Source organism: Janthinobacterium fluminis, assembly GCF_028595325.1.
GTDB lineage: Bacteria > Pseudomonadota > Gammaproteobacteria > Burkholderiales > Burkholderiaceae_D > Janthinobacterium > Janthinobacterium fluminis.
In genome coordinates this window covers 170,004-191,665 of the sequence record NZ_JAQQXR010000004.1, presented here as the reverse complement: position 1 = coordinate 191,665, position 21,662 = coordinate 170,004, and the positions used below count along the sequence as shown (strand labels likewise).

The following is a 21,662-nucleotide window of genomic DNA, read 5'->3' as shown; positions in this document are numbered from 1 at the left end:
GCAGCGGCCGGCAATAACATGGAGGTAAAATGACCAAAACCACGTTCCTGAATTTTGAGCAACCGATCGCGGAACTCGATTCCAAGATCGAAGAACTGCGTTTCGTGCAAGATGATTCCGCCGTCGACATCTCCGAAGAGATCGAGCGCCTGGCGAAAAAGAGCCAGCAACTGACCAAGGACATCTACGCCAAGCTGACGCCTTGGCAGGTGGCGCAGATCGCGCGCCATCCGCAGCGTCCGTACACGATGGACTACGTGAACGAGATCTTCACCGACTTCCACGAACTGCACGGCGACCGCAGCTTCGCCGACGACCTGTCCATCGTCGGCGGCCTGGCCCGCTTCAACGGCCAGCCCTGCATGGTCATCGGCCACCAGAAGGGCCGCGACACGAAGGAGCGCGCGATGCGCAACTTCGGCATGCCGAAGCCGGAAGGCTACCGCAAGGCCATGCGCCTGATGAAAGTGGCCGAGAAATTCAATCTGCCGATCTTCACCTTCGTCGACACCACCGGCGCCTGGCCCGGCATCGACGCGGAAGAGCGCGGCCAGTCCGAAGCCATCGGCCACAATCTGTACGTGATGGCGGAACTGAAAGTGCCGCTGATCGCCACCATCATCGGCGAAGGCGGCTCCGGCGGCGCGCTGGCCCTGGCCGTCGGCGACGCCGTGCTGATGCTGCAGTATTCGACCTACGCGGTGATCTCGCCGGAAGGCTGCGCCTCGATCCTGTGGAAGACCGCCGAGCGCGCCTCCGACGCGGCCGAGGCGCTGGGCTTGACGGCGCACCGCCTGAAGGCCGTGGGCCTGATCGACAAGATCGTCAACGAACCGCTGGGCGGCGCCCACCGCGATCCGAAGCAAATGGCGACGCTGCTCAAGCGCGCGCTGGCCGATTCGCTGCGCCAGTTCCACGGCATGAAAACCAAGGACCTGCTGCAGGCCCGCCATGAAAAGCTGATGAGTTACGGCAAATTCAAGGAAACCACGCCGAGCGAGTAAGTTCGTCCCGGCGCAGCCCCAGTCCAGGGGACAGACCCCAATTTTGCATCGCAAAATTGGGGTCTGTCCCCGTTTTCCATTTTGGGGCCTGTCCCCGTTTTCCGTTTTCGTTCTGGAGTCTAGTTTGAAAAAGCAACAAACCGGCAGCCTGGCCGACACCTTCGAGCACGCGCTGGCGGCCTGCCGGCAGCGCGCCGGCGCCACCGGGCCGCTCACTGGCATGGCGATCGCCCTCAGCGGCGGCCTCGACTCGTCGGCGCTGCTGCACCTGGCCCACGCCTACGCGCGCGGGCAGGGCATCGCGCTGCACGCCTTCCATATCCACCACGGCATCAGCCCGCACGCCGACGCCTGGCTGGCCCACTGCGAGGCCGCCTGCGCCGCGCTGGGCGTGCCTTTCGAGGCGCGCCGCGTGACGCTGGAGCGCAGCGCCAAGACGGGCACCGAGGCGGCGGCACGCAACAGCCGCTACGCCGCGCTGGGCCAGTTGTGCCGGGAGCACGGCGTGCGCCTGCTGCTGACGGCCCACCACCAGGACGACCAGGCCGAAACCGTGCTGCTGCAACTGCTGCGCGGTTCCGGCACGGCCGGCCTGTCCGGCATGGACGCGGCGAATGCCGCGCCCGAGCTGCTGGGCAACCCGGAGCTGCTGATGGCGCGCCCGCTGCTGCCGGCCTCGCGCAAGCAGTTGGCGGCCTACGTCGCCGCCCACGCCATCGCCTACGTCGACGACGAGTCGAACGCTGATCCGCGCTTCGCCCGCAACGCGCTGCGCCACCAGGTGATGCCGGCGCTGGCGCAAGCCTTCCCCGGCTTCCAGGAGCGCTTCGCCCGCAGCGCCCAGCACGCCCAGTCGGCCCAGCGCCTGCTGGTGGAGCTGGCCACGCAAGACCTGGCGCTGTGCCTGGACGGCGACTGCCTCGACATCGGCAAGCTGCGCCTGCTCAGCACGGACCGCTGCTACAACCTGCTGCGCCACTGGTTCGGCACGCGCGCCCTGCGCATGCCGTCGACGGCGTGGCTGGCGGAAATGCTGGCCCAGTTGCTGGAGGCCCGCCCCGACGCGCAATTGCTCGTCACGCATCCCGACTGCCACGTGCGGCGCCACCGCGAGCGCCTGTTCCTGACGCCCAAGCTGGCCGAGCTGGCCGGCACGCGCGACGACGACGACGACGCCAGTCCCGGCCAGGGCTTCGTCTGGCGCGGCGAGGCCGAGCTGGCGTTCCCGGCCTACGGCGGAGTGTTGTATTTCGATCAGGCCGAGGAGGGCGTCGACGCCGCCTGGCTGCGCGGGCAAAGCCTGGTGATCGACTTCCGCAAGGGCGGCGAGCGCCTGAAGCTGGCGGCCAACCGGCCGACCAAGACGCTGAAATACCACTACCAGGCCTTCGACGTGCCGGCCTGGGAGCGCGAGCGCCTGCCCACCGTCGGCACTGCGACGCAGCTGCTGTTTGCGGCCGGCATCGGCATGGATTGCCACCAGCTGAGCGAGGCGGCGGCGCCGCGCATCCGCCTGCGCTGGATTAGTTGCTGACGCGCAAGCCGCACGGGGCCGGCGTTTGCGCCGGCCCCGCCGCAACGCCGCACTGCGGCAAAAGCATATTTTCTTATGCCGATTCCGTATGAGCATATGCGCGTTTTGGCTTGTTATTTTGCGGTCCGGCCTGTAGAGTAAAGGGCTCTTTTTTATTCTTCTTGAGCGGAAACTTCACTCTTATGGCACTAATCGTCCACAAATACGGCGGTACGTCGATGGGCTCGACTGACCGCATCAAGAATGTTGCGCAGCGTGTTGCCAAATGGCATGACGCAGGGCACCAAATTATCGTGGTGCCATCCGCGATGTCCGGTGAGACGAACCGTCTGATCGGCCTGGCCAAGCAAATCATGGATCAACCCGATCCGCGAGAACTCGACATGATCGCCTCGACCGGCGAACAAGTGTCGGTCGGCCTGCTGTCGATGGCATTGCTGGCGATCGGCAAGCAAGCCGTGTCCTACGCCGGCTGGCAAGTCGCGATCAAGACCGACTCGGCCTTCACGAAAGCGCGCATTCAATCGATCGACGACGTCAAGGTCAAGCGCGACCTCGACGCCGGCAAGATCGTCATCATCACCGGCTTCCAGGGTGTCGATGAGCACAACAATATTTCCACCCTGGGCCGCGGCGGCTCGGACACCTCGGCCGTCGCCATCGCCGCGGCGATGCAGGCGTCCGAATGCCTGATTTTCACCGACGTCGACGGCGTCTACACGACCGACCCGCGGGTGGTCACGGAGGCGCGCCGCCTGAAGACCATCACCTTCGAGGAAATGCTGGAACTGGCTTCGCTGGGCTCGAAGGTGCTGCAGACCCGTTCGGTCGAATTCGCCGGCAACTACCGCGTGCCGACGCGCGTGCTGTCGTCGCTGACGGACCCGCTGCTGCCGATAGACATCGAAGCCAATTCAGGCACCCTGATCTCGTTTGAGGAAGACACCAATATGGAACAAGCAGTCATCTCCGGCATCGCGTTCAACCGCGATGAGGCCAAAATCACCGTGCTGGGCGTGCCCGACCGTCCAGGCGTGGCTTACCACATCCTCGGGCCGGTGGCCGACGCCAACATCGAAGTGGACATGATCATCCAGAACCAGTCCGTCGACGGCAAGACGGACTTCACGTTCACCGTGTCGCGCGGCGAGTACCACAATGCCATGGCCGTGCTCAACAGCACCAAGGGCGAGATAGGCGCGACCAGCATCATCGGCGACGCCAAGGTGTCGAAGCTGTCGGTGGTCGGCGTCGGCATGCGCAGCCACGTCGGCGTGGCTTCGCAGATGTTCCGCACGCTGTCGGAAGAGGGCATCAACATCATGATGATCTCCACCTCGGAAATCAAAATCTCCGTGCTGATCGACGAAAAGTACATGGAGCTGGCCGTGCGCGCCCTGCACAAGGCGTTCGACTTGGAAAACGCGTAAGATATTGCAAAATAAGCGCCCGATTCCTTGACCAATCTGGATCCAATGGATATTATGGCGGTCGTCTGCTCCAGCGCGCTGCGCTGTTGAAGGCGAGTTGACTTGTCAACTTGGAGATGTGGCCGAGTGGCCGAAGGCACTTCCCTGCTAAGGAAGCATATGGGCTTAAACCTGTATCGTGAGTTCGAATCTCACCATCTCCGCCAGTACACTGTTCCGGTAGCGCCGGGACCGTCAAAAAACCCGTAGTTCTCCTAGAGACTGCGGGTTTTTTGTTGTCCGGCCCGAACCGCCGTCCAGGGGCGCGGCCTTGCCGCCGCGGCGGCATGGAGTAGGGCAGTCTGGAATGCAATATTTTCTCCCGCACCGTTGACCAAACGGGATCTAATAGCTATGATGGCGCTCGTCTGTTGCAGCGCACTGCGCTGTTGAAGGCGAGTTGACTTGTCAACTTGGAGATGTGGCCGAGTGGCCGAAGGCACTTCCCTGCTAAGGAAGCATATGGGCTTAAACCTGTATCGTGAGTTCGAATCTCACCATCTCCGCCAGTACACTGTTCCGGTAGCGCCGGGACTGTCAAAAAACCCGCAGCGCTTTTCGAGCCTGCGGGTTTTTTGTTGTGCGCCATGCTGACCGACGCGCCCCGCCCCGCTTAGTAGTGCGTGTGGGAATAGATCAGCGGCGGCGGGCTGAAGTAGGTCCGCAAGCTGTGGATGCCCGTGGGCGGCGCGCGCCGGTGGACATGGCGGACCAGCACGCGTATGGCCACGCCGACATCCAGGCCGTGCGCGCGCAGCACGGCGGCGGCGCAATAGGTGCCGTGCGACGCCTGTATCGCCAGGCAGAGGTCGATTGCGCATGCACTGGAGAAATTGCCGCGCCAAGTGGGAGGCTGGCCTTGCTCGGGCCGTTTGCTGTGTGGGTGCATGATGATTTCCAGTCGGCCAGGCCACGATATCAGCCAGCAAATTGAAATCAATGATAAATATCAATCCTTGTCATGGCGGCGCACTGGCTTGGATTCCTGTCGTCCAATCTTCACGCCATCAGAGCGAGTCCCTGCCGACTGTGCGGACGCAGGCGATCGTTACCGGGTTTGCCCCACCGGAGCCGTAAGTGATAAACGGCTTGTTTCGTTTGGCGCAAACCTTGTGCTCCGTGCAGAGCAAACCCGACAACGCCAGTACCGTGCATCCCAATGTGCGTTTATACCGTATCGAACGCGACGTCAGGCTAATCGGCCAGTTTTATCCCGACTTGTACGCCTGGAGCGGCAAAGGCGGTGCGTAGATGGATGCTGCGCGCGTCCCCCCACCATTTTTATCCATGCGGTGTTCCGCGTTTGATTGAAAAATGCTCAATAATTACCATTAAGAAACTTTATAAAAAAATAATTGTAACACTCGCTGAAATAGGGATGTCGGGGGCTTGCAATGTTTAAAGAAATAGAGTCTACTTAATCATATTGAGTACAAAATAACAATATTCCGGAGGGCGAGGCGCGACGAACCTTAACGAACAATTCACTCATCGCGAGTCTGCGCAATGCGTGCGGCAGCACTGGCGAGTCCGCGCTCAAAGCGGGAATGGATGATTATTCTGTCCGTCATACTTTCTCGCCAGTGCGAGAGGGTAGGGGCTGAATGCCTGAGCGTTTCAATCTGCCAGCAGAAAAATTCATCAGCCAATTTTTATTGCGAAAAATAGTATATCGGTGGCTTTTTTCTAAAATAATTTCTTCATATTTCATGAAGGAATTTAACCTGGGCAATTGCCCATTTTTTACGGAGAGTACGATGTCGAAACTCAGCGAAGAAATTGAAAAAGCAAAAGATGAAAACAAACAAGTGACGCCGGTTAACCTGGAAATTCTCAGCGATATCGTCGATGCTGAACTGGACAATGTCGCCGGCGGCGGTTATAGCCAGTATGCCGCCAAGCACGCCAGCAATATCGCCAACGAAATAGAGTAGCCGGAAGCGTAATCTGATGCGGTGAATTCCGGCCTGGCGGAATGCATGTGGCGCCAGACCGGAATGGGTGATGTTGCGTGGATTATGCTGCCGGCAGACGCATCTTGGAATGTCGTCATGGCGCGACGCAAGCAAGGCGGTAGCTAAACGGCGACACGGCAGTTGTTTTTCGCCAGTATTGATGTGCGGTCCCGACGCTTGGCTGCCGGGTTTTATCTTCGCTTATCAGAGGTTCGCTTTTGAAAAATTCCAACTTGCTGGGAAAGTGCGGCACGGCCCCATCGTCCGCCATCAAGCCGGATATTCTTAGTATTGTGCTCAAGGTAACCGAACGGTGCAACCTGGCCTGTCCATATTGCTATTTTTTCTTCAGCGGCGATGAAACATATAAACAGCATCCACCCTTCATTCCGAAGGGGACGGTGGGCGAAGTCATTCGTTTCATACGCCAGGCGATTGAGGCCGGCGGCGTCCGGCAAGTGCGCATCGGTCTGCATGGCGGCGAGCCCCTGCTTCTTAAAATAAGCAAATTTGCCGAGTTGTGCGAGGCATTCAGGTCCGCACTCGATCCCCTGTGCGAGCTGATGCTGATTGTCCAGACTAATGGCGTGTTAGTGACGCGCGAATGGGTCGAGTTGTTTTCCCGATTTAAAATTCGCGTCGGCGTTAGCATCGATGGCAACGAGGCGGTGCACAATATATTCCGCATTACCAAGAAGGGCGCCGGCACCTATGCCGAAACCCGGCGTGGGTGGAATTTGTTAAATCAATCGATGGCGGATGGGGAATTACCTTCGGCAAATATCCTGTGTGTTATTTCACCGCAGCAATCCGGAGCCGCTATCTATAAGCACTTTATTCAGGAATTGAAGGCCAGCGGCGTCAATTTTCTGTTGCCGGATATGACGCATGATTCGCCGGAAGCGACCGAGCGCTATATCGAGGGTTGCGGCGATTTCATGATTGATGTTTTCAAGGCGTGGTCAGAATACGGCGGGCGCAAAGGTTTCGGCACTGTCCGCTTCATTGATGAAGTGATCGGGCCGCTGATGAATGACGAGCTTTGCCGCCGCTCGGCCCTGTCAAAGTTTGAACCGCTGGGCCAGTTCGTCATTTCCTCGAACGGCGAAGTTTCACCGGATGATGTCATCCGCGGCATCGCACCGCGCTTTCGTGGCCTCAATTATAACGTCGCCTCCCACCAATGCCAGGAGTTGCAGGAAAGCAGCGTTTGGCAAGAATTGGAGAACGCCCGGCGTTCGCTGCCATCGGCTTGCCGGGAATGCGTGTGGAAGAGTATATGCGGAGGTGGCGCATACCAGCATCGCTATTCCGAAGAGAACGGTTTCGATAATCCATCGGTATATTGTTCTGCCTTAAAGCGGTTTTACGGCCACGTGACGAAACAGGTGGTGGCGGCCGGCTATCCCATTGAGGAAATCGAACGCCGGCTCGAATTGGCCTGGAATTGAAATAGATAAAAGCAATTGGCAAGCCACGTTTTTGGAGAAAAAGTGATCCGATTGATTGTTGAAAGTGCAGCGCCGCTGAGTTATCGTCCAAATGCCAATCTGGATGTCGTCGCAGCCGCCTTCCACGCCGGCGTGATGAAACGCTTGTCGCGCGCCGCCGCCGGCGTGCCGGTGGCCGAGGCGCTGGCCCGGTACTGCGGGGAGATGATGCGCCAGCCGTGGCCGACAACCTCGTCCTGCTGGCAGCCCGAGGTCGGTGCGACGCTGCAACGCATACACGAGGGCAAGCCCTTGGAGGCGGCATTGCAGGCATTGTTTGCGCTGCATGCATTGCGCATCGCGGGGACTTGGTGTGTCGAGCTGAGCGGCCCCGTCAGGGTCAGCATGGCCGGCCATATTTTTGATGTGCGCGGAAAAATCGACGTGCAAGCCGCATCCGGCAAGCTCGTCATTCTCGACCGCGACGGCGTTCTGGCTCCGCTTGAATTCGGCGCCGTCGGCGGGGGCTGGCGCATCCTCGGGCAGTGCGCGCCCGATGCCGGGTGGCGGTACGCGAGGCCGTCATTTTTCAAGGAGGAGGGTTTTGAGGGCAGTTATGTCCAGCCCTGGCGCTTGCCGGATTGCCATCGGCGCGGCGACGATCTGATCGTCGATTGGCCCCAGCAGCCGGTCGGCGCGGACGAGGCCGCGCTGGCCGCCGACGTCGCCACACAGATGCCTGGCGTATTCGCGCTGCTGCGGCACATCGGGCCGCATTACCTGTCTTGGTGCGCACCGGTGTTTCGTGGCATTGCCGCATGCCCCAGCTATGATGCCGGCATGCGCATCAGCGCCAGCTTCCCGTCGCATACCGGGGTGGTCAGCGTGGCGTTCCCGCTGAGTACTCCTTACCTGGCTGAAATACTGGTGCATGAACTCAGCCACCAATATTTTTTAATGCTGGGGGCCGCCATACCGTTGCTGAAAAAACGGGCCGACGACGCGCTTTATTATTCCTCGTTCAAAATGAAGCAGCGTCCGCTGTCCAAGATATTCCTCGCCTACCACGCCACCGCGAACATGGCCTTGTTCTGGCATGGCCTGCTGTCGGTGCCGACGCCGCACACTGCGCTGGCGGCGGAAGAATTGGCCAAGTTGCTGCCGCACACAAAAAGCCTGGGCGGGACGATTGCCGCCAGCGGCGGCCTCAGCGAGGCCGGCGAGGCGATGTTCGGCACGCAGCGCGCCTTGCTGCAAGAACGGGGTTGGGATGCTTAAGGCGGGATCGGGGTGGCGGCGCGCGACATGCCTGCGCCCGCTTTTCAACGCCAGCCCGGCTGGCAGTGGCATTGTCGCAGTTCAGGAGCGGTATCGTGCAAATTGATATAGGAAAAATCAGCGCCGCCAAATCCACGGTGCTCGACTGGCTGCTCGGCACCCTTGAGTATGCCAATCCGTTTCTCGGCGAGGCGCCGGGCGAAATCCTGTTCCGGCGCAAGTGCTTTAACGAACTGGCACTTTTCCTGATGTTCCAGGAGCGCTTTTCCTCGCGGCACATGGCGCAGGTAGACACGATACGCGCCTTTTTCGCCGACACGTTCAACGACGATTATCTGAGCCTGGCCGCGCGCCGCTCCGAGACGCTGTTGATGTTTGGCAATGCGCTCGCTTACGCGGCGCGCAGCGCCATGCTGAGCCCCGCACAGCATGCGTTCGTGCGCGCCATCGTTTCCGGGCCGTTTGCCTGGAGCATAGACGCCTCCGCTTTTCGCCACATGGAATTGCTGCTCGCCTGCCATTATGCGGGCGTGGCAGGCATGCTGTCGGCGCACGATGTGTTCAAGACCTCCGCACTGGCCACCGTGCCCTCGCCGATTTACGGATCGAGGAATTCCTACTACGCGCTGACGCATGCCGCATTCTATCGTTTTCTGTTGCAGCAGCCCCCGCTCGATGCGGCCAGGGATGTCGGTATTTCCCTCAAGGGCGGAACGGCCCGCGCGTGCGCGGAACAGGACATGGATCTCGGCCTTGAACTGGTGGTCGCCGCCTTGTTGCAGGGGCGGGCGCTGGAGGCGGAGTCGGTGATGGTGATCGAAACGGTCGTCGGCGACGTCGCCGCCGGCGCAATGATAAGGCAGGCCAGGAATAGCACTGCCGTCAATGACTTTGTCGCCGCGGTGCCAGGGCAGCGCGAATGGGCGGAAAATTTTCACATCATGCTGGTGGCGGCGCTGTCGTTGATGGTGGTGGAGCAGCGCTGCTGCGACGCCTCCTTTGCCGTAGGCGAGGCCGAGCGGGACTTCGCCACCCGCGTCGGGTATGGCTTGCTGGCCTTCCAAAAATATCACTTTGTCAGCGGTATCGAGCACGTCAGCGGCTTGCGCGGCGGCGACGCAAATCAGGCCGCGCTGCTCGAGGAAATTGCGGATTTCCTGCATTTTAGCCGTCGCCACGACGGACATTTTGGCCATTTCGTTGATGAGTTGGCCCGTTACAAGCGCGTGCATCCGGGCCAGGATCAGGCTGCGTCGCTGACTTTGCCGGTCGACCTGGCTTGCCAGCATTATCTGGCATCCGCCGCCGCGCGCTTGCAGTAAGCGTTGCACCTACCTGATCAGGGAGTTTTGTGGATACGTTCAATATTGCGCCAAACAGTATGGTTTTAACAAAACATGCATCGGTCTATGTCATTTTGAAAATCACGGAGCGCTGCAATCTGGCTTGCCCATATTGCTACGTGTTTTTTTCCGACGATAAGACCTTTGAAATCCACCCCGCCACGATTTTGGACGATACCGTGGACGGCCTGATTGTGTTTTTACACGAGGCCATACGCAACTCCGGCATCCGCCATGTGCATATCGGCCTGCACGGCGGCGAACCTTTGCTGTTGAAAAAGCCGGCGTTCCGGAAAATGTGCACGCGCCTGCGCACCGCGCTCGACCCCGTATGCGCGCTGCAATTGTCGATCCAGACGAACGGCGTCTTGATCGACCCGGAGTGGGTGGACGTGTTTGCGGCGCATGGTGTCAACGTTGGCATCAGTTTCGACGGCACGGAAGAAATCCACAATCGGACGCGCGTCACCAAAAAGGGCCGCGGCACTTACGCCGAGTCCCGCCGCGGCTGGAACATGATCGTGGAGGCGCATCAGGCCGGCCGGATCGGCAGGCCCGGCATTTTATGCGTCGTCGCGCCCGAGCAGTCGGGCCGGGCGATCTACGAGCATTTTGTCAACGAGTTGCGGGCCAGGCACATGAATTTCCTGTGGCCGAATATTCACCACGGCGCGCCGGAGGCGACCGAGGCGTTCATCGATGGCTGCGGCGACTTCATGGTCGATGTGTGCCGGGCTTGGTTTGCTGCGGGGAAAAAGGGTGTGGAAGTGCGTTTTCTGAAGGAGATTATCGGCCCCTTGCTGGATGACGAGGTGTGCCGCGAGCTACCCAGCAACCGCAACAATCCCTTCGAGTTGATCACCGTGTCGAGCAATGGCGAGATTTCCCCGGACGATGTGATTCGCACGCTGGCGCCGCGCTTCCGTGAAACCGGTTACCGGGTCGGCGGCAGTACATTGAACGAGTTGGCTCGAAGCAACACATGGATGGAAGTCAGCCGCGCGCAGCAAATATTGCCGGAACCATGCCAAAGTTGTCTCTGGCGCAATATTTGCCGCAGCGGCAGTCCGCAACACCGATATTCCACGGAGCGCGGTTTCGACAATCCATCGGTCTATTGCAAGTCATTAAAACGGGTGTTTAGCTACGTCGCCGACAACCTGATCCGCGGCGGCGTCCCCATCGAGGCCATTGAGCGGCGGCTCGCGGCAACCTTCGCTTAAGGGGGGGCATGCGGCGAGGCTGGTCCGCGCCGCTCCGCTTGACATGCCTCATGCTGTATTTTCCGCTGCGTTTTTCATAGGAGTGACACGAATGAAGCAAATGGTCGTTGGCAGTTATGCCCCCCACCTCTACCAGGCGACAGGGGATTTGGATACATTGGCCACCGCTTACCACCGGGGCGTGCTGAAGCGGCTGGCGCGGCAAGTGGAACAGGTGCCAAAGCTGGGTGGATTATTTGCATTGTGCCGCAGCCTGGTCATGACGTTGATGCCGACCACCGCCGCCGCGTGGCAGCCCGAGCTTGGCGCAACCCTGCGCAAATCGAGCACTGGCTCGACGGAGGCGGCCGTCATCCATGCGCTGTTCGCCCTGCATGCCTTGCGCGTGCCGGCCAGTTGGGACTTCGTCCTGACGGCGCCGCTGCGCCTGAGCGTCGCTGGCCACATCTTCGACGCCGCCGGCCATATTTCGGTGCAGGCCAAGCCTGACAGCATCACGATCGCCCGCCTGGACAGCGCGCTCGAACCGCTGACCCTGCACTGGAGCGAGGCCGGCCTGCGCTACTGCGGGGTGCTGCCGCCCGAATCGCCGTGGCAATATTGTGCGCCGACATTTCTCGGCCGAAAAGATTTTGAGCACATCTATTTGCAATCCTGGCGCGAGCCGGCCCCGGACACGGTGCCCGAGATTATCGTCCAATGGCCCATTCCGCTCCTGGCCGGCGCGGACGCTGAACTCGCCGGCAACTGCGCCGCCCAGGTCGCCGACGCGCTCGATCTGCTGGCGCAAGCCGGACCGCATTATTTGCCGTGGCTCAAGCCCTTGTTCCGAGGCATTGCCACCTGCCCCTTGATCGCGCCCAATATGCGCCAGAGCGGCAGCTTTTCCTGGCATTCCGGCGTCTTCAGTTGCGGTTTCCCCCTGTCGACGGAATTTCTCAGCGAGGTGTTCGTGCATGAAATGAGCCATCAACATTATTTGTTGATCAGCTCAATTGTGCCCTTAACAAAAAAAGATGCAGTGGAGGAAATCTACTTCTCGACCTTGAAGGGGAAAAAACGCAATCTCGACAAGATATTGCTGACCTACCACGCGACGGCGAATATGGTGCTGTTTTGGCATGACGTGATTGTCGGCCTTGGCGCGGCGACACCGCGCAATGTCAGGGAGCGGGAAGTCATGCTGCGGCATACGCATGGTTTGGCGCAAGTGCTGTCGACGGTCGATGGTCTGACCGAGGCGGGCAGGGCGATGTTCCACGCTCAAGGCGAGTTGATGAATGAACGCGGCTACGGCGTCAAGCTGAGCTGATATGGTGGCTTGCCTGTCTTCGCGCCGGCGCCATGCCGCCCCGCTGCTGCTGCTTGCGCTGGCCGCCACGCCGGGTCCGGCGTCGGCCGCCGCCTTGGCGCTGGCCGATGTGGTGCGCCAGGGATTGAGCCAGAATCCGGGTATCCGGGTGGAAGAGCAGCAAATCGAGGTGGCGCGCGCCCAGCAGCAGCAAACGGGCGGGCAATTCGACTGGGTGCTGTCGTCGGCGCTGAACTATAAAAAAATGCTGACGCCCTTGCCGCCGTCGTCGTCGCGGGCACAGACGACGGCGTTTTCCAGCGGGTATCAAATCGGCTTGAGCAAGCAATTGCGTAACGGGATAGTGGTCGGCGGCAACCTCAACGCGCGGGCCGCCGAAACGGACTTGCCACCCCTGATCCCGCAGCAGAATGTGCTGGGCCTGGACTTGACCTTGGCGCTGCCCTTGTTGCGGGGCAGCGGCGCCGAGACGGTGCGGGCCGGGGAAGATGTGGCGAAGCTGAATGTGCTGCGCAGCCGCTATGAGTTGCGCAGCCGGGTTGCGCAGACGGTGTACCGCGTGGTGCTGGCTTACTGGGATTACCGGGCCCAGGTGGCGCTGCGCAATGTGGCGCAGGAGAGCGAACAGCGGAGTCAGAATTTGCTGGCTTCCTATCAGCGCCTGGTGGACGCGGCGGAAAAGCCGCGCGCCGACCTGGTGTTGTTGAAAGCCGACTTGGCCGACAAGGCCGCCGCCCTCGATGCCGCCGCGCTGGCCCTGAGCGAGTCGCGGAAAACCCTGGGCCGCTTGCTGGCGCTCGATTTGCAGGCGAGTAATCAATTGCCGGAGCCGGGCGATCCCTTTCCCGCCGTGTCCGACGCGCTGCCGTCTTTGCCGGCGCAACGGCAAACCCTGGGCGCGGCGGCGCTGGCGCGGCGGCCCGACGTGGCGGCCCTGGCCCTGCAGCGGGAGGCGAGCCGGCGCCAGTTGCAGGGCGCCGTCAAGAAAAACCAGGCGCAACTCGATTTGAATGTTGGCGTGACGTATGGCAAGGCGTCCGAGCATGGCTCGCGTTTCGGCTTTATCCAGGAGGCGGGGCGCACGCAGTCGGCGCCGTCGCTGTTCGCCAGCTTAAATTATCAGTTCCCCATAGGTAATAACCTGGCCACGGGCGAGTTCCGGGAATTGTCGGCCCTGGCCGCCAAACTGGAGATTCAGCAGCGCGATTTGCAGGAGGAGGTGGCGGCCGGGGTGGATAGCGCCGCGCAGCAGTTATCGCGCAGCGCCGCCCAGTTGCAGATAGCGGGCGACGCCCTGGCCCTGTACAAAATAGCGGTCAGCCAGGAAATTGCCAAGCAAAGAAACGGCATCGCCACCTTGATCGACGTGATCAATATCGAGGGCCGTTTCGTCAGCGCCCAGGTGAATTTCCTGCGGCTGCAATTGGCCTATTCAAACGCCCTGGCGCGCCTGCGTTTTGAAACGGGCACCATGTTTCGGCATGAGGAACTGTCCGAGACATCCACCGACCACCTGACGCTGGAGCTCGACAATCTCGTCGGCCTGGGGTCATTGCTCAATTCGGGCAACTATTCCCATCCCATTGATTAGGACAAGCGCATGGTGCAAAACACGCTTTTTCGACAGGTCGCGCTGGACCGGCTCTCTTCCCCGGAGGAGCTCGATAGCTTGCTGCAGGTCACGTCTGCCAAAGCCTGGCTGGCGCTGAGCGGCATCGGCATTGTGCTCGCGGCCACGGTGCTGTGGTCGCTGATGGGGACGCTGCCGACTAAATTGCTGGCCCAGCAGTGCATTCTGGTCAAAAGCGGCGGCGTCAATATCGTGACGACCTCGGCCAGCGGGCGTCTGTCCGATTTGTCCGTCGAGGTCGGCGACACGGTGGGGCGGGGGCAAATCATCGGCCGGGTCGAGCAGTATGAATTGCAGCAAAAGATCAAGGCGAGCGAGGCCCGCCTGAAAGAGGTGCAATCCCAGTATGAGCAGGCGCTGGCGCTGGCCGGGCAAAGCGGCAAGGCGCGCGCCGCCAGCCGGACGCAGCAGGCGCAGGGCGGCGCCGCGCAATTGGCGGCGGCGCTGCAACGGGCTAAATTGCTGGCCGAGCGGATCGAGTCGCAGGCCGGATTGCTGGAGCAGGGTTTGATCACCAAGCAAACCCTGATCAACACCCAGCTTGAACTGGCGTCGGCGCAATTGGAGGCGGCGACGGCGAAATCGCAGCTCAAGCAGTTGGAAGTGACTGCGCTGGAGGAAAAAAAACTCATCGACAATGAGGTCGTCCTGGCGCGCAACCAGGTCGACGATATGCGCAGGACGGTCGCCTCGCTGGTGCGGGAGGCGAAAAACGCCACGCTGATTGTCAGCCCTTACGCCGGCCGGGTGCTGGAATTGAAGGCGGTGGAGGGGCAGTTGGTCGAACGCGGCAGCCCCTTGGTCAGCGTCGAATCGTCCGGCGCCGACATCAATGAAATAGAGGCGTACATCTACCTGCCCGCCGACGAGGGCAAGAAAATAAAATCCGGGATGCGGGTGGAAATCAGCCCGAGCACGGCAAAACGCGAAGAGTTCGGCTTTTTGCCGGCCCTGATCACCTCGGTGGCCGACTACCCGTCGACCGACCAGGGCTTGATGCGGGTGTTCGGCAACGAGAAAGTGGTGCGGCAATTGACGGGCGTTGTGCCGCCCATCCAAATACTGGCTTCGCTGAAACCGTCGCCGGACAATGCCAGCCGCTATGAATGGTCGACCCGCAAGGGGCCGCCCTTTTCGATACAGAGCGGGACGCTGTGTTCGGCCAGCATTGCGCTCTCCGCGCAGCGCCCCATCACACTGGTGATGCCGGTGCTGAAAAAGTCGCTGGGGATAGATTGATGGGCATCGTATGACTCTGTTCCGGCGCATCGTCCAGCGTCTCAAGCCGGCCGCCTCCGCAGGCCGGGTCAGCACGCCGTCCATTTTGCAGATGGAGGCCGTGGAATGCGGCGCCGCCTCGCTGGCCATGGTGCTGGCCCATTTCGGCAAATTCGTGCCGCTGGAAGAGTTGCGTGTCGCCTGCGGCGTCTCGCGCGACGGCAGCAAGGCCGGCAACCTGGTGAGGGCGGCGCGCCAGTATGGCCTGGCCGCGCGCGGCTTCAAGGCCGAGCCGGCCGGCGCGCGGCGCCTGGCGTTTCCCCTGATCGCATTCTGGAATTTCAACCATTTCCTGGTGGTCGACGGCTTTGCCGACGGCAAGGTGTATTTGAACGACCCGGCCATGGGGCGGCGCGTCGTCAGCGACGCGGAGTTCGACCTCGGGTTCACCGGCGTGGTGATGGCCTTTGAAAAGGGGCCGGAATTCACCGCCACGGGCCGCCCCCCCAGCCTGATCGCCTCCTTGCGGCGGCGCCTGGTCGGGGCCAAGGCCGCCCTGGCCTATCTGGTGCTGGTGGGCATACTGCTGGTGATCCCCGGGCTGGTGATCCCGGTGTTTACGGCCGTGTTTATCGATACGGTCCTCGTCGCCAACCTGCAGAGCTGGCTGCGGCCCCTGGTTGCCGGCATGCTCGGCACTGGCGTGGTGCTGGCCGGCTTGACCTGGTTGCAAAAATATTATTTGCTGAAGCTGGAAACCCGCATTGCGCTGGCCACCTCCGCGCGCTTTTTCTGGCATGTATTGCGTCTGCCGATCGGCTTTTACCACCAGCGCTCGGCCGGCGACATCAGCTCGCGGGTGGGGATTAACAACCAGGTCGCCAATATCCTGTCGGAAGACTTGGCCGGCGCGCTGCTCAGCGTGTTGACGGCGGTTTTTTTTGCGGCCGTGATGCTGTTCTACGATGTGACGATGAGCCTGATTACGATCTTCGTGGTGGGGCTCAATTTTGCCGTGCTCCGCTATGTGGCGCAGCGGCGCAAGGAATTGAACCAAAAACTGGCGATCGATCACAGCAAAGTCATGGGCACGTCGATGAATGGCTTGATGCTGATTGAAAGCTTGAAGGCATCCGGCGCGGAATCCGATTTCTTCAGCCGCTGGGCGGGTTACCAGGCGCGTTTGATGAGCTCGATGCAAGAGATGAGCCGCAGCTCGATCGCCTTGGATTTGCTGCCCAAGTTCCTGACGGCCGTGAATGCGACGCTGGTCCTGGGCATAGGCGGGGCGCGCGTGATGAGCGGCGACATGAGCATCGGCATGCTGGTGGCGTTTCAGGCGCTGGTGATCAGTTTCGTCGGGCCGGTCAACGCCCTGGTTGCCCTGGGCGGAAAAATCCAGAGTTTTCAGGGGGATATGAACCGCCTGGACGACGTCTTGCGCTACCCCTGCGAAGAACTGCCCGAGCAAGCCGATGTGGCGCTGGCGGCGGCCAAATTGAGCGGGGCGCTGGAACTGAAAAATATCACCTTCGGCTACAGCAAGCTGGATGCGCCCCTGCTCAGCGGCTTCAGCCTGACGCTGCAGGCGGGCAAGCGCGTGGCCCTGGTGGGGGCGTCGGGTTGCGGCAAATCGACCATCGCCAAACTGGTCGCCGGTTTATACCAGCCCTGGGAGGGCGAAATCGCCTTCGATGGCAAGGCGCGCGGCGCGCTGCCGCGGCGGCAACTGCTCAACTCCGTGGCCACGGTCGACCAGGATATTGCGCTGTTCGCCGGCACCGTCCGCGACAATTTGACGATGTGGGATCCCAGCGTACCCGATGCCGTGATGGTGGCGGCGGCCAAGGACGCGTGCATCCACGACGTCATTTCCGCCCGCCCGGGCGGCTACGACAGCGTCGTCGCGGAAGGGGGCGGCAATTTCAGCGGCGGCCAGCGCCAGCGCCTGGAGATCGCCCGCGCGCTGAGCGCCAACCCGCGCCTGCTGGTGCTGGACGAGGCGACCAGCGCGCTCGACCCCTTGACGGAAAAAAATGTCGACGCCAATCTGCGTCGCCGCGCTTGCAGTTGCCTCATCGTGGCGCACCGTTTGAGCGCCATCCGGGATTGCGACGAAATTATTTTTCTGGAAAAGGGCAAGGTGATCGAGCGCGGCACGCACGAGGCGCTGATGCAGTTGAACGGCCATTATGCGAGGCTCATTGCCAATGAATAAAAACCGCGTCTCCATGCTCCGGCAATACCTGCAGCGCGCCGGCGCCCGGCCGGGCGGCGACGGCGACGGCACGCCGGCCGGCGGCGTCTGGCTGGTGGAACAGGGCCAGTTGAACATTTTCATGGTGTCCGGCAGCGGACGCGAGCATCTCTGTTCGGTGGACGGCGGGCAGATCTTTGTCTTTCCCGCCATCGGCGCCGATGCGCCGTATGCGCTGGTGGCCGCGCCCAGCCCGCAGACGCGCTACTGGGTCATGGACAGGCAGGCTTTCGCCGGCTTGCTGGACGATGCGGACGGCGCCTTGTTGCTGGCGCCCCTCATCGACCCCTTGCTGCTGACGCTGGCGCGGCCGGCGCCGCCGCGGCCGCGCGGGCTCGTGCCGTTGGCAGCGGGGGGGCGCGCCGCCACGGCGGAGCAGGCGCTGCCGGTGGGCGCGCAGACGGACGGCTTGTGGATGTGCCTGTCGCAAGGGCAGGGGCGCTACCTGGGCCGCTTTGCCCTGCCGCCACTGATGCCGCTGCCGCTCGACGGCTGGCTGCAGTTGGACGCGGACAGCACGCTGGCCTGTCTGTCGACGCCGCAGGTGTGCGCGGCGTTCACCGGCTTGGAGTTGCTGGAGGGCATAGAGACATGGACGCGCATGGCCTTGCTCTGCGCCATGGAGCAAACACAGCAAAATGAAATCGACGAGCTCAACCGCCTGCAGCAAAAAACCGATATGGGGCGGCGCGCGATGGCCGATGCGCTCGGCAATCTGGCCACGCTGTTCGAGCGGCCGGGCGCCGAGGCGGGCGCCGGCGGCGACGCCTTGCTGGGCGCTTGCCGCCTGATCGGCCAGTCGCTCGGCCTCAGCTTCAACACGCCCGCCGGCGGCCTGGATGGCGGCAAGCCGCAGGACGCCGTGAAAGCGCTGGCCGACGCGGCGGGGGTGCGCAGCCGTAGCGTCGCCCTGAAGGGGGAGTGGTGGCGCAAGGACAATGGCCCTTTGCTGGTGTTCACCGAAGCGGAGCGGCGGCCCCTGGCCCTGCTGCCTTTGTCCGGCGGCCGCTACCAGGCGCTCGCGCCGGGGGGCGGCGACAGCACGGTGGTGGACGCCGAGTTCGCCGGGCAATTGTCCAGGTTCGCCTATATGTTCTACCGTAAGCTGCCGAGCAAAAAACTGGCGATCGGCGACATCCTGGGCTTCATGGTGCGCGGCATCCACGCGGAAATTGCCGGCATCGCCTTGATCGGCATCCTGGCCGCGCTGCTCGGTATCGCCATTCCCATCGCGACCGGGCATTTGTTCGACACGGTCTTTCCCGCCGCCGAGCACGCGCAAATGCTGCACGTGGTGGCGATGCTGTTTGTCGCGAGTGTCGTCAACCTGCTGTTCGAGGCGACCCGCTCGCTGCTGATGCTGCGCGTCGAAGGCAAGGCCAGCAGCGATTTGCAGGCCGCCGTGTGGGACCGCGTGTTGAAGTTGCCGATGCCGTTCTTTCGCGATTACGCGGCGGGCGATCTGGCCTTGCGCATCAACGGCATCAACGAGATCCGCCAAGCCTTGTCGGGGACGGTCATCGCGTCGCTCGTCAACGGGGTCTTTTCAATCTTGAATATTTTCCTGATGTTTTACTACAGCCCGACGCTGGGCGCGCTGGCCTTGCTCCTGGTGCTGGTGGCCATGGCGTTCAACGTCACGCTGGCTTATTTCCGCGTCCGCGTCGCCAGCGCGGCCAGCGCGTTGAACGGCCTTGCCGCCGGCCGGGTGCTGGAGTATCTAAGCGGCATCGCCAAACTGCGCATGACGGGATCGGAGGGGCGCGCCTTCGCCAACTGGAGCGGCAGCTTTGCCATGCAAAAGCGCTTGACGATGCGCGCCGGCACGCTGGCGAACATGAGCAGGGTCTTTAGCGCCGTGTTTCCCCTGTTATGCAGCGCGGCGATTTTTTCCTGCCTCGCCTGGTCCGGCTTTGAGCAAGACAGGGCGCGCTTGTCGACGGGCGATTTCATTGCCTTCAGCGCCGTGTTCACCCTGTTCATGAATGCGATGCTAAACCTGGTGCAAAACGCCCTGACGCTGGTCGACATCGCGCCCACTTACCAGCGCACCAGGCCGATCCTGGAAACCTTGCCGGAGGTCGACGAAAACAAGGCCGATCCAGGCAAGTTGAGCGGCGCGATCGAGTTGAGCAACGTCAGCTTTGCCTACGCGGCTGATGCGGCGCCCATCCTCCGCGATATTTCGCTGAGCATCAGAGCGGGGGAGTTCGTCGCGCTGGTGGGGGCGTCCGGTTCCGGGAAGTCGACCTTGTTGCGCCTGTTGCTGGGTTTTGAAACGCCCAGCCGGGGCGCCATCTATTACGACGCGCACAATCTGAAGGACGTCGATGTCGGGGCGGTGCGGCGCCAGCTCGGCGTGGTGCTGCAGGGCGGACGCATCATGAACGGCGATATTTTCACCAATATTATCGGATCGAGCACCTTGTCGCTGGCCCAGGCATGGGAGGCGGCGCGCGCCTGCGGCCTCGACGAGGATATCCAGGCTATGCCGATGGGAATGCACACCCTCGTTGGCGACGGCGGCGGCACGCTGTCGGGCGGCCAGCGCCAGCGCTTGCTGATCGCGCGCGCGATCGCGCGCCAGCCCGGCATCATCTATTTTGACGAGGCGACGAGCGCGCTCGACAATCAAACCCAGGCCGTGGTCAGCGCCAGCATGGAGAAACTGCGCGCCACCAGGGTCGTGATTGCGCACCGCCTCAGCACCGTCATGAACGCGGACCGCATCTTTGTACTGGAGCAGGGCCGCGTTGTGCAATCGGGCACCTACCAGGAATTAATGCAGCAGGCGGGTTTATTTTCAGAACTGGCAAAACGTCAAATCGCTTGAATGGGGCATCATATGAAAGTGCTGTTGGGATTGGCGGCCATGCTCGCCCTGGTCGCTTGTCAAGAAAAGTCTTTGCAGCAGCAGCGCGCCGATCATTTGGCGAGCAGCACGGGCGAGGTGCGCATTGCCGTCGCCTGGCCCTTGCAGCTGAGTAAGGCTTCCCTGGTAAACGGCATTAATCTGGCGGTGCAGGAACTGAACCAGGGCGGCGGCATTCTGGGCGGCAGGAAAATCCACCTGATGTTGAAGGACGACCAGGCATCGCTGACGGCGGGGCGCCTGGTGGCGCAGGAGATCGCCAACGATCCCGATGTGGTCGCCGTGATCGGCCATTTGAATACGTATATAGCGGCGCCGGCGTCGCTGATCTACGAGCGGGCCGGCATCATGATGGTGACCCCCGGCGCCAGCGGCCAAAAAGTGACGCAGGGCGGCAGCCCGCTGGTCTTCAGAAGCTTGCCCGGCAATCGCGAGCAGGGGCGGCAAATCGCCGACTACGCCGTGGCGCGGGGCTATAAAAGTGTCGCGCTCTACTATGTGAAGAACGACTACGGCATCGATCTGGCCAACCATTTCGAGCAGCGCGCCAACGAGGTCGGCGTCCTCGTGGCCGACCGGCGCTCCTACAATATGGGCGGCGACAACTACGCCTCGGTACTGGCCGATTGGGCCTCGTTCCTGAAGTTCGACGCCATTTTCCTCGTCGGCTCGCTGCCGGAAAGCGCGCAGATCGTGCGCGACGCGCGTGCCGCCGGCATTGCCGCGCCGATTTTCGGCGGCGCGGGCCTGGACTCCGCCCAGTTGATCAAACTGGGCGGCCCGCAGGTCGAAGGCGTGGTGGTCTTTTCCTTGTTTAACATCGACGATCCGCGCCCGGAAGTGCGCAGTTTTGGCGAGCGTTTCCAGGCCAAGTACGGCGTGCTGCCGGACAGCGCCGCGGCGCAGGGTTACGACACCTTGCTGTTGCTGGCCCAGGCGATGAACCGGGCCGGCAGCGTAGTGCCCGGCAAGGTCGCGGCGGCCTTGCGCGAGACTAAAAACTGGCAGGGCGTGACGGGACGCCACACCTATGATGAGAACGGCGAGCTGGTCGGCAAGCGGCTGGCGAAAGTGGTGGTGCGGGACGGGCAGTTTGTCTTTTTCGACGGCGCCCCGCCGCGTGCCAAATGAGCGGAT

15 protein-coding genes and 2 tRNA genes are annotated in these 21,662 nt (G+C 62.0%); 16 read left to right on the top strand and 1 reads right to left on the bottom strand.

The window, feature by feature from the left end:
* Nucleotides 1-29: 29 nt before the first annotated feature.
* The 5 genes from OIK44_RS12050 to OIK44_RS12030 all read left to right on the top strand — a co-directional run bounded on the left by OIK44_RS12050 (nt 30) and on the right by OIK44_RS12030 (nt 4,516).
* Nucleotides 30-1,004 (top strand): acetyl-CoA carboxylase carboxyltransferase subunit alpha, encoded by a 975-nt coding sequence (locus OIK44_RS12050; RefSeq protein ID WP_273670997.1) that lies wholly within the window; start codon nt 30-32, stop codon nt 1,002-1,004.
* A 124-nt stretch (nt 1,005-1,128) separates the two neighbouring features.
* A complete protein-coding gene (gene tilS / locus OIK44_RS12045; RefSeq protein ID WP_273670996.1) occupies nt 1,129-2,538 on the top strand; it encodes a tRNA lysidine(34) synthetase TilS in 1,410 nt (469 codons plus the stop codon).
* 182 nt (nt 2,539-2,720) lie between these two features.
* Nucleotides 2,721-3,968, top strand: a complete 1,248-nt coding sequence (locus OIK44_RS12040) for an aspartate kinase (RefSeq protein WP_273670995.1) — start codon at nt 2,721-2,723, stop codon at nt 3,966-3,968.
* A gap of 112 nt (nt 3,969-4,080) precedes the next feature.
* Nucleotides 4,081-4,174 (top strand) — tRNA-Ser (locus OIK44_RS12035).
* A 248-nt stretch (nt 4,175-4,422) separates the two neighbouring features.
* Nucleotides 4,423-4,516 (top strand) — tRNA-Ser (locus tag OIK44_RS12030).
* 104 nt (nt 4,517-4,620) lie between these two features.
* Here OIK44_RS12030 and OIK44_RS12025 read toward each other — a convergent pair.
* A complete protein-coding gene (locus OIK44_RS12025; RefSeq protein ID WP_273670994.1) occupies nt 4,621-4,896 on the bottom strand; it encodes a hypothetical protein in 276 nt (91 codons plus the stop codon).
* Between the two features lie 868 nt (nt 4,897-5,764).
* On the opposite strand from OIK44_RS12025, the gene OIK44_RS12015 reads away from it, so the two are divergent.
* The 11 genes from OIK44_RS12015 (at nt 5,765) to OIK44_RS11965 (ending at nt 21,656) form a co-directional block, all read left to right on the top strand.
* Nucleotides 5,765-5,941, top strand: coding sequence for a hypothetical protein (locus OIK44_RS12015; protein ID WP_273670993.1), 177 nt, complete (start codon nt 5,765-5,767; stop codon nt 5,939-5,941).
* A gap of 239 nt (nt 5,942-6,180) precedes the next feature.
* Nucleotides 6,181-7,413: a radical SAM/SPASM domain-containing protein gene (locus tag OIK44_RS12010; protein ID WP_273670992.1), complete on the top strand. Its 1,233-nt coding sequence runs from the start codon at nt 6,181-6,183 to the stop codon at nt 7,411-7,413.
* 15 nt (nt 7,414-7,428) lie between these two features.
* Nucleotides 7,429-8,670 (top strand): aKG-HExxH-type peptide beta-hydroxylase, encoded by a 1,242-nt coding sequence (locus tag OIK44_RS12005; RefSeq protein WP_273670991.1) that lies wholly within the window; start codon nt 7,429-7,431, stop codon nt 8,668-8,670.
* Between the two features lie 95 nt (nt 8,671-8,765).
* The gene (locus OIK44_RS12000; protein ID WP_273670990.1) at nt 8,766-9,992 is read left to right on the top strand and encodes a DUF6895 family protein; all 1,227 of its coding nucleotides are present in this window, start codon (nt 8,766-8,768) and stop codon (nt 9,990-9,992) included.
* Between the two features lie 29 nt (nt 9,993-10,021).
* Nucleotides 10,022-11,236 carry a radical SAM protein gene (locus tag OIK44_RS11995; protein WP_273670989.1) on the top strand — a complete coding sequence of 405 codons (1,215 nt, stop codon included), beginning with the start codon at nt 10,022-10,024 and terminating at the stop codon, nt 11,234-11,236.
* A complete protein-coding gene (locus tag OIK44_RS11990) occupies nt 11,205-12,548 on the top strand; it encodes an aKG-HExxH-type peptide beta-hydroxylase (protein WP_273670988.1) in 1,344 nt (447 codons plus the stop codon). The genes OIK44_RS11995 and OIK44_RS11990 overlap by 32 nt, the downstream gene beginning before the upstream one ends.
* Before the next feature lies 1 nt (nt 12,549).
* Nucleotides 12,550-14,139 carry a TolC family protein gene (locus tag OIK44_RS11985; protein ID WP_273670987.1) on the top strand — a complete coding sequence of 530 codons (1,590 nt, stop codon included), beginning with the start codon at nt 12,550-12,552 and terminating at the stop codon, nt 14,137-14,139.
* 9 nt (nt 14,140-14,148) lie between these two features.
* Nucleotides 14,149-15,417, top strand: coding sequence for an NHLP bacteriocin system secretion protein (locus tag OIK44_RS11980; protein WP_273670986.1), 1,269 nt, complete (start codon nt 14,149-14,151; stop codon nt 15,415-15,417).
* Between the two features lie 10 nt (nt 15,418-15,427).
* Nucleotides 15,428-17,614 carry an NHLP family bacteriocin export ABC transporter peptidase/permease/ATPase subunit gene (locus OIK44_RS11975; RefSeq protein ID WP_273670985.1) on the top strand — a complete coding sequence of 729 codons (2,187 nt, stop codon included), beginning with the start codon at nt 15,428-15,430 and terminating at the stop codon, nt 17,612-17,614.
* A complete protein-coding gene (locus OIK44_RS11970) occupies nt 17,607-20,486 on the top strand; it encodes an NHLP bacteriocin export ABC transporter permease/ATPase subunit (RefSeq protein WP_273670984.1) in 2,880 nt (959 codons plus the stop codon). The genes OIK44_RS11975 and OIK44_RS11970 overlap by 8 nt, the downstream gene beginning before the upstream one ends.
* Nucleotides 20,487-20,498: 12 nt before the next feature.
* Complete coding sequence (locus tag OIK44_RS11965) at nt 20,499-21,656, top strand: ABC transporter substrate-binding protein (protein WP_273670983.1); 1,158 nt, start codon at nt 20,499-20,501, stop codon at nt 21,654-21,656.
* Nucleotides 21,657-21,662 lie beyond the last annotated feature (6 nt).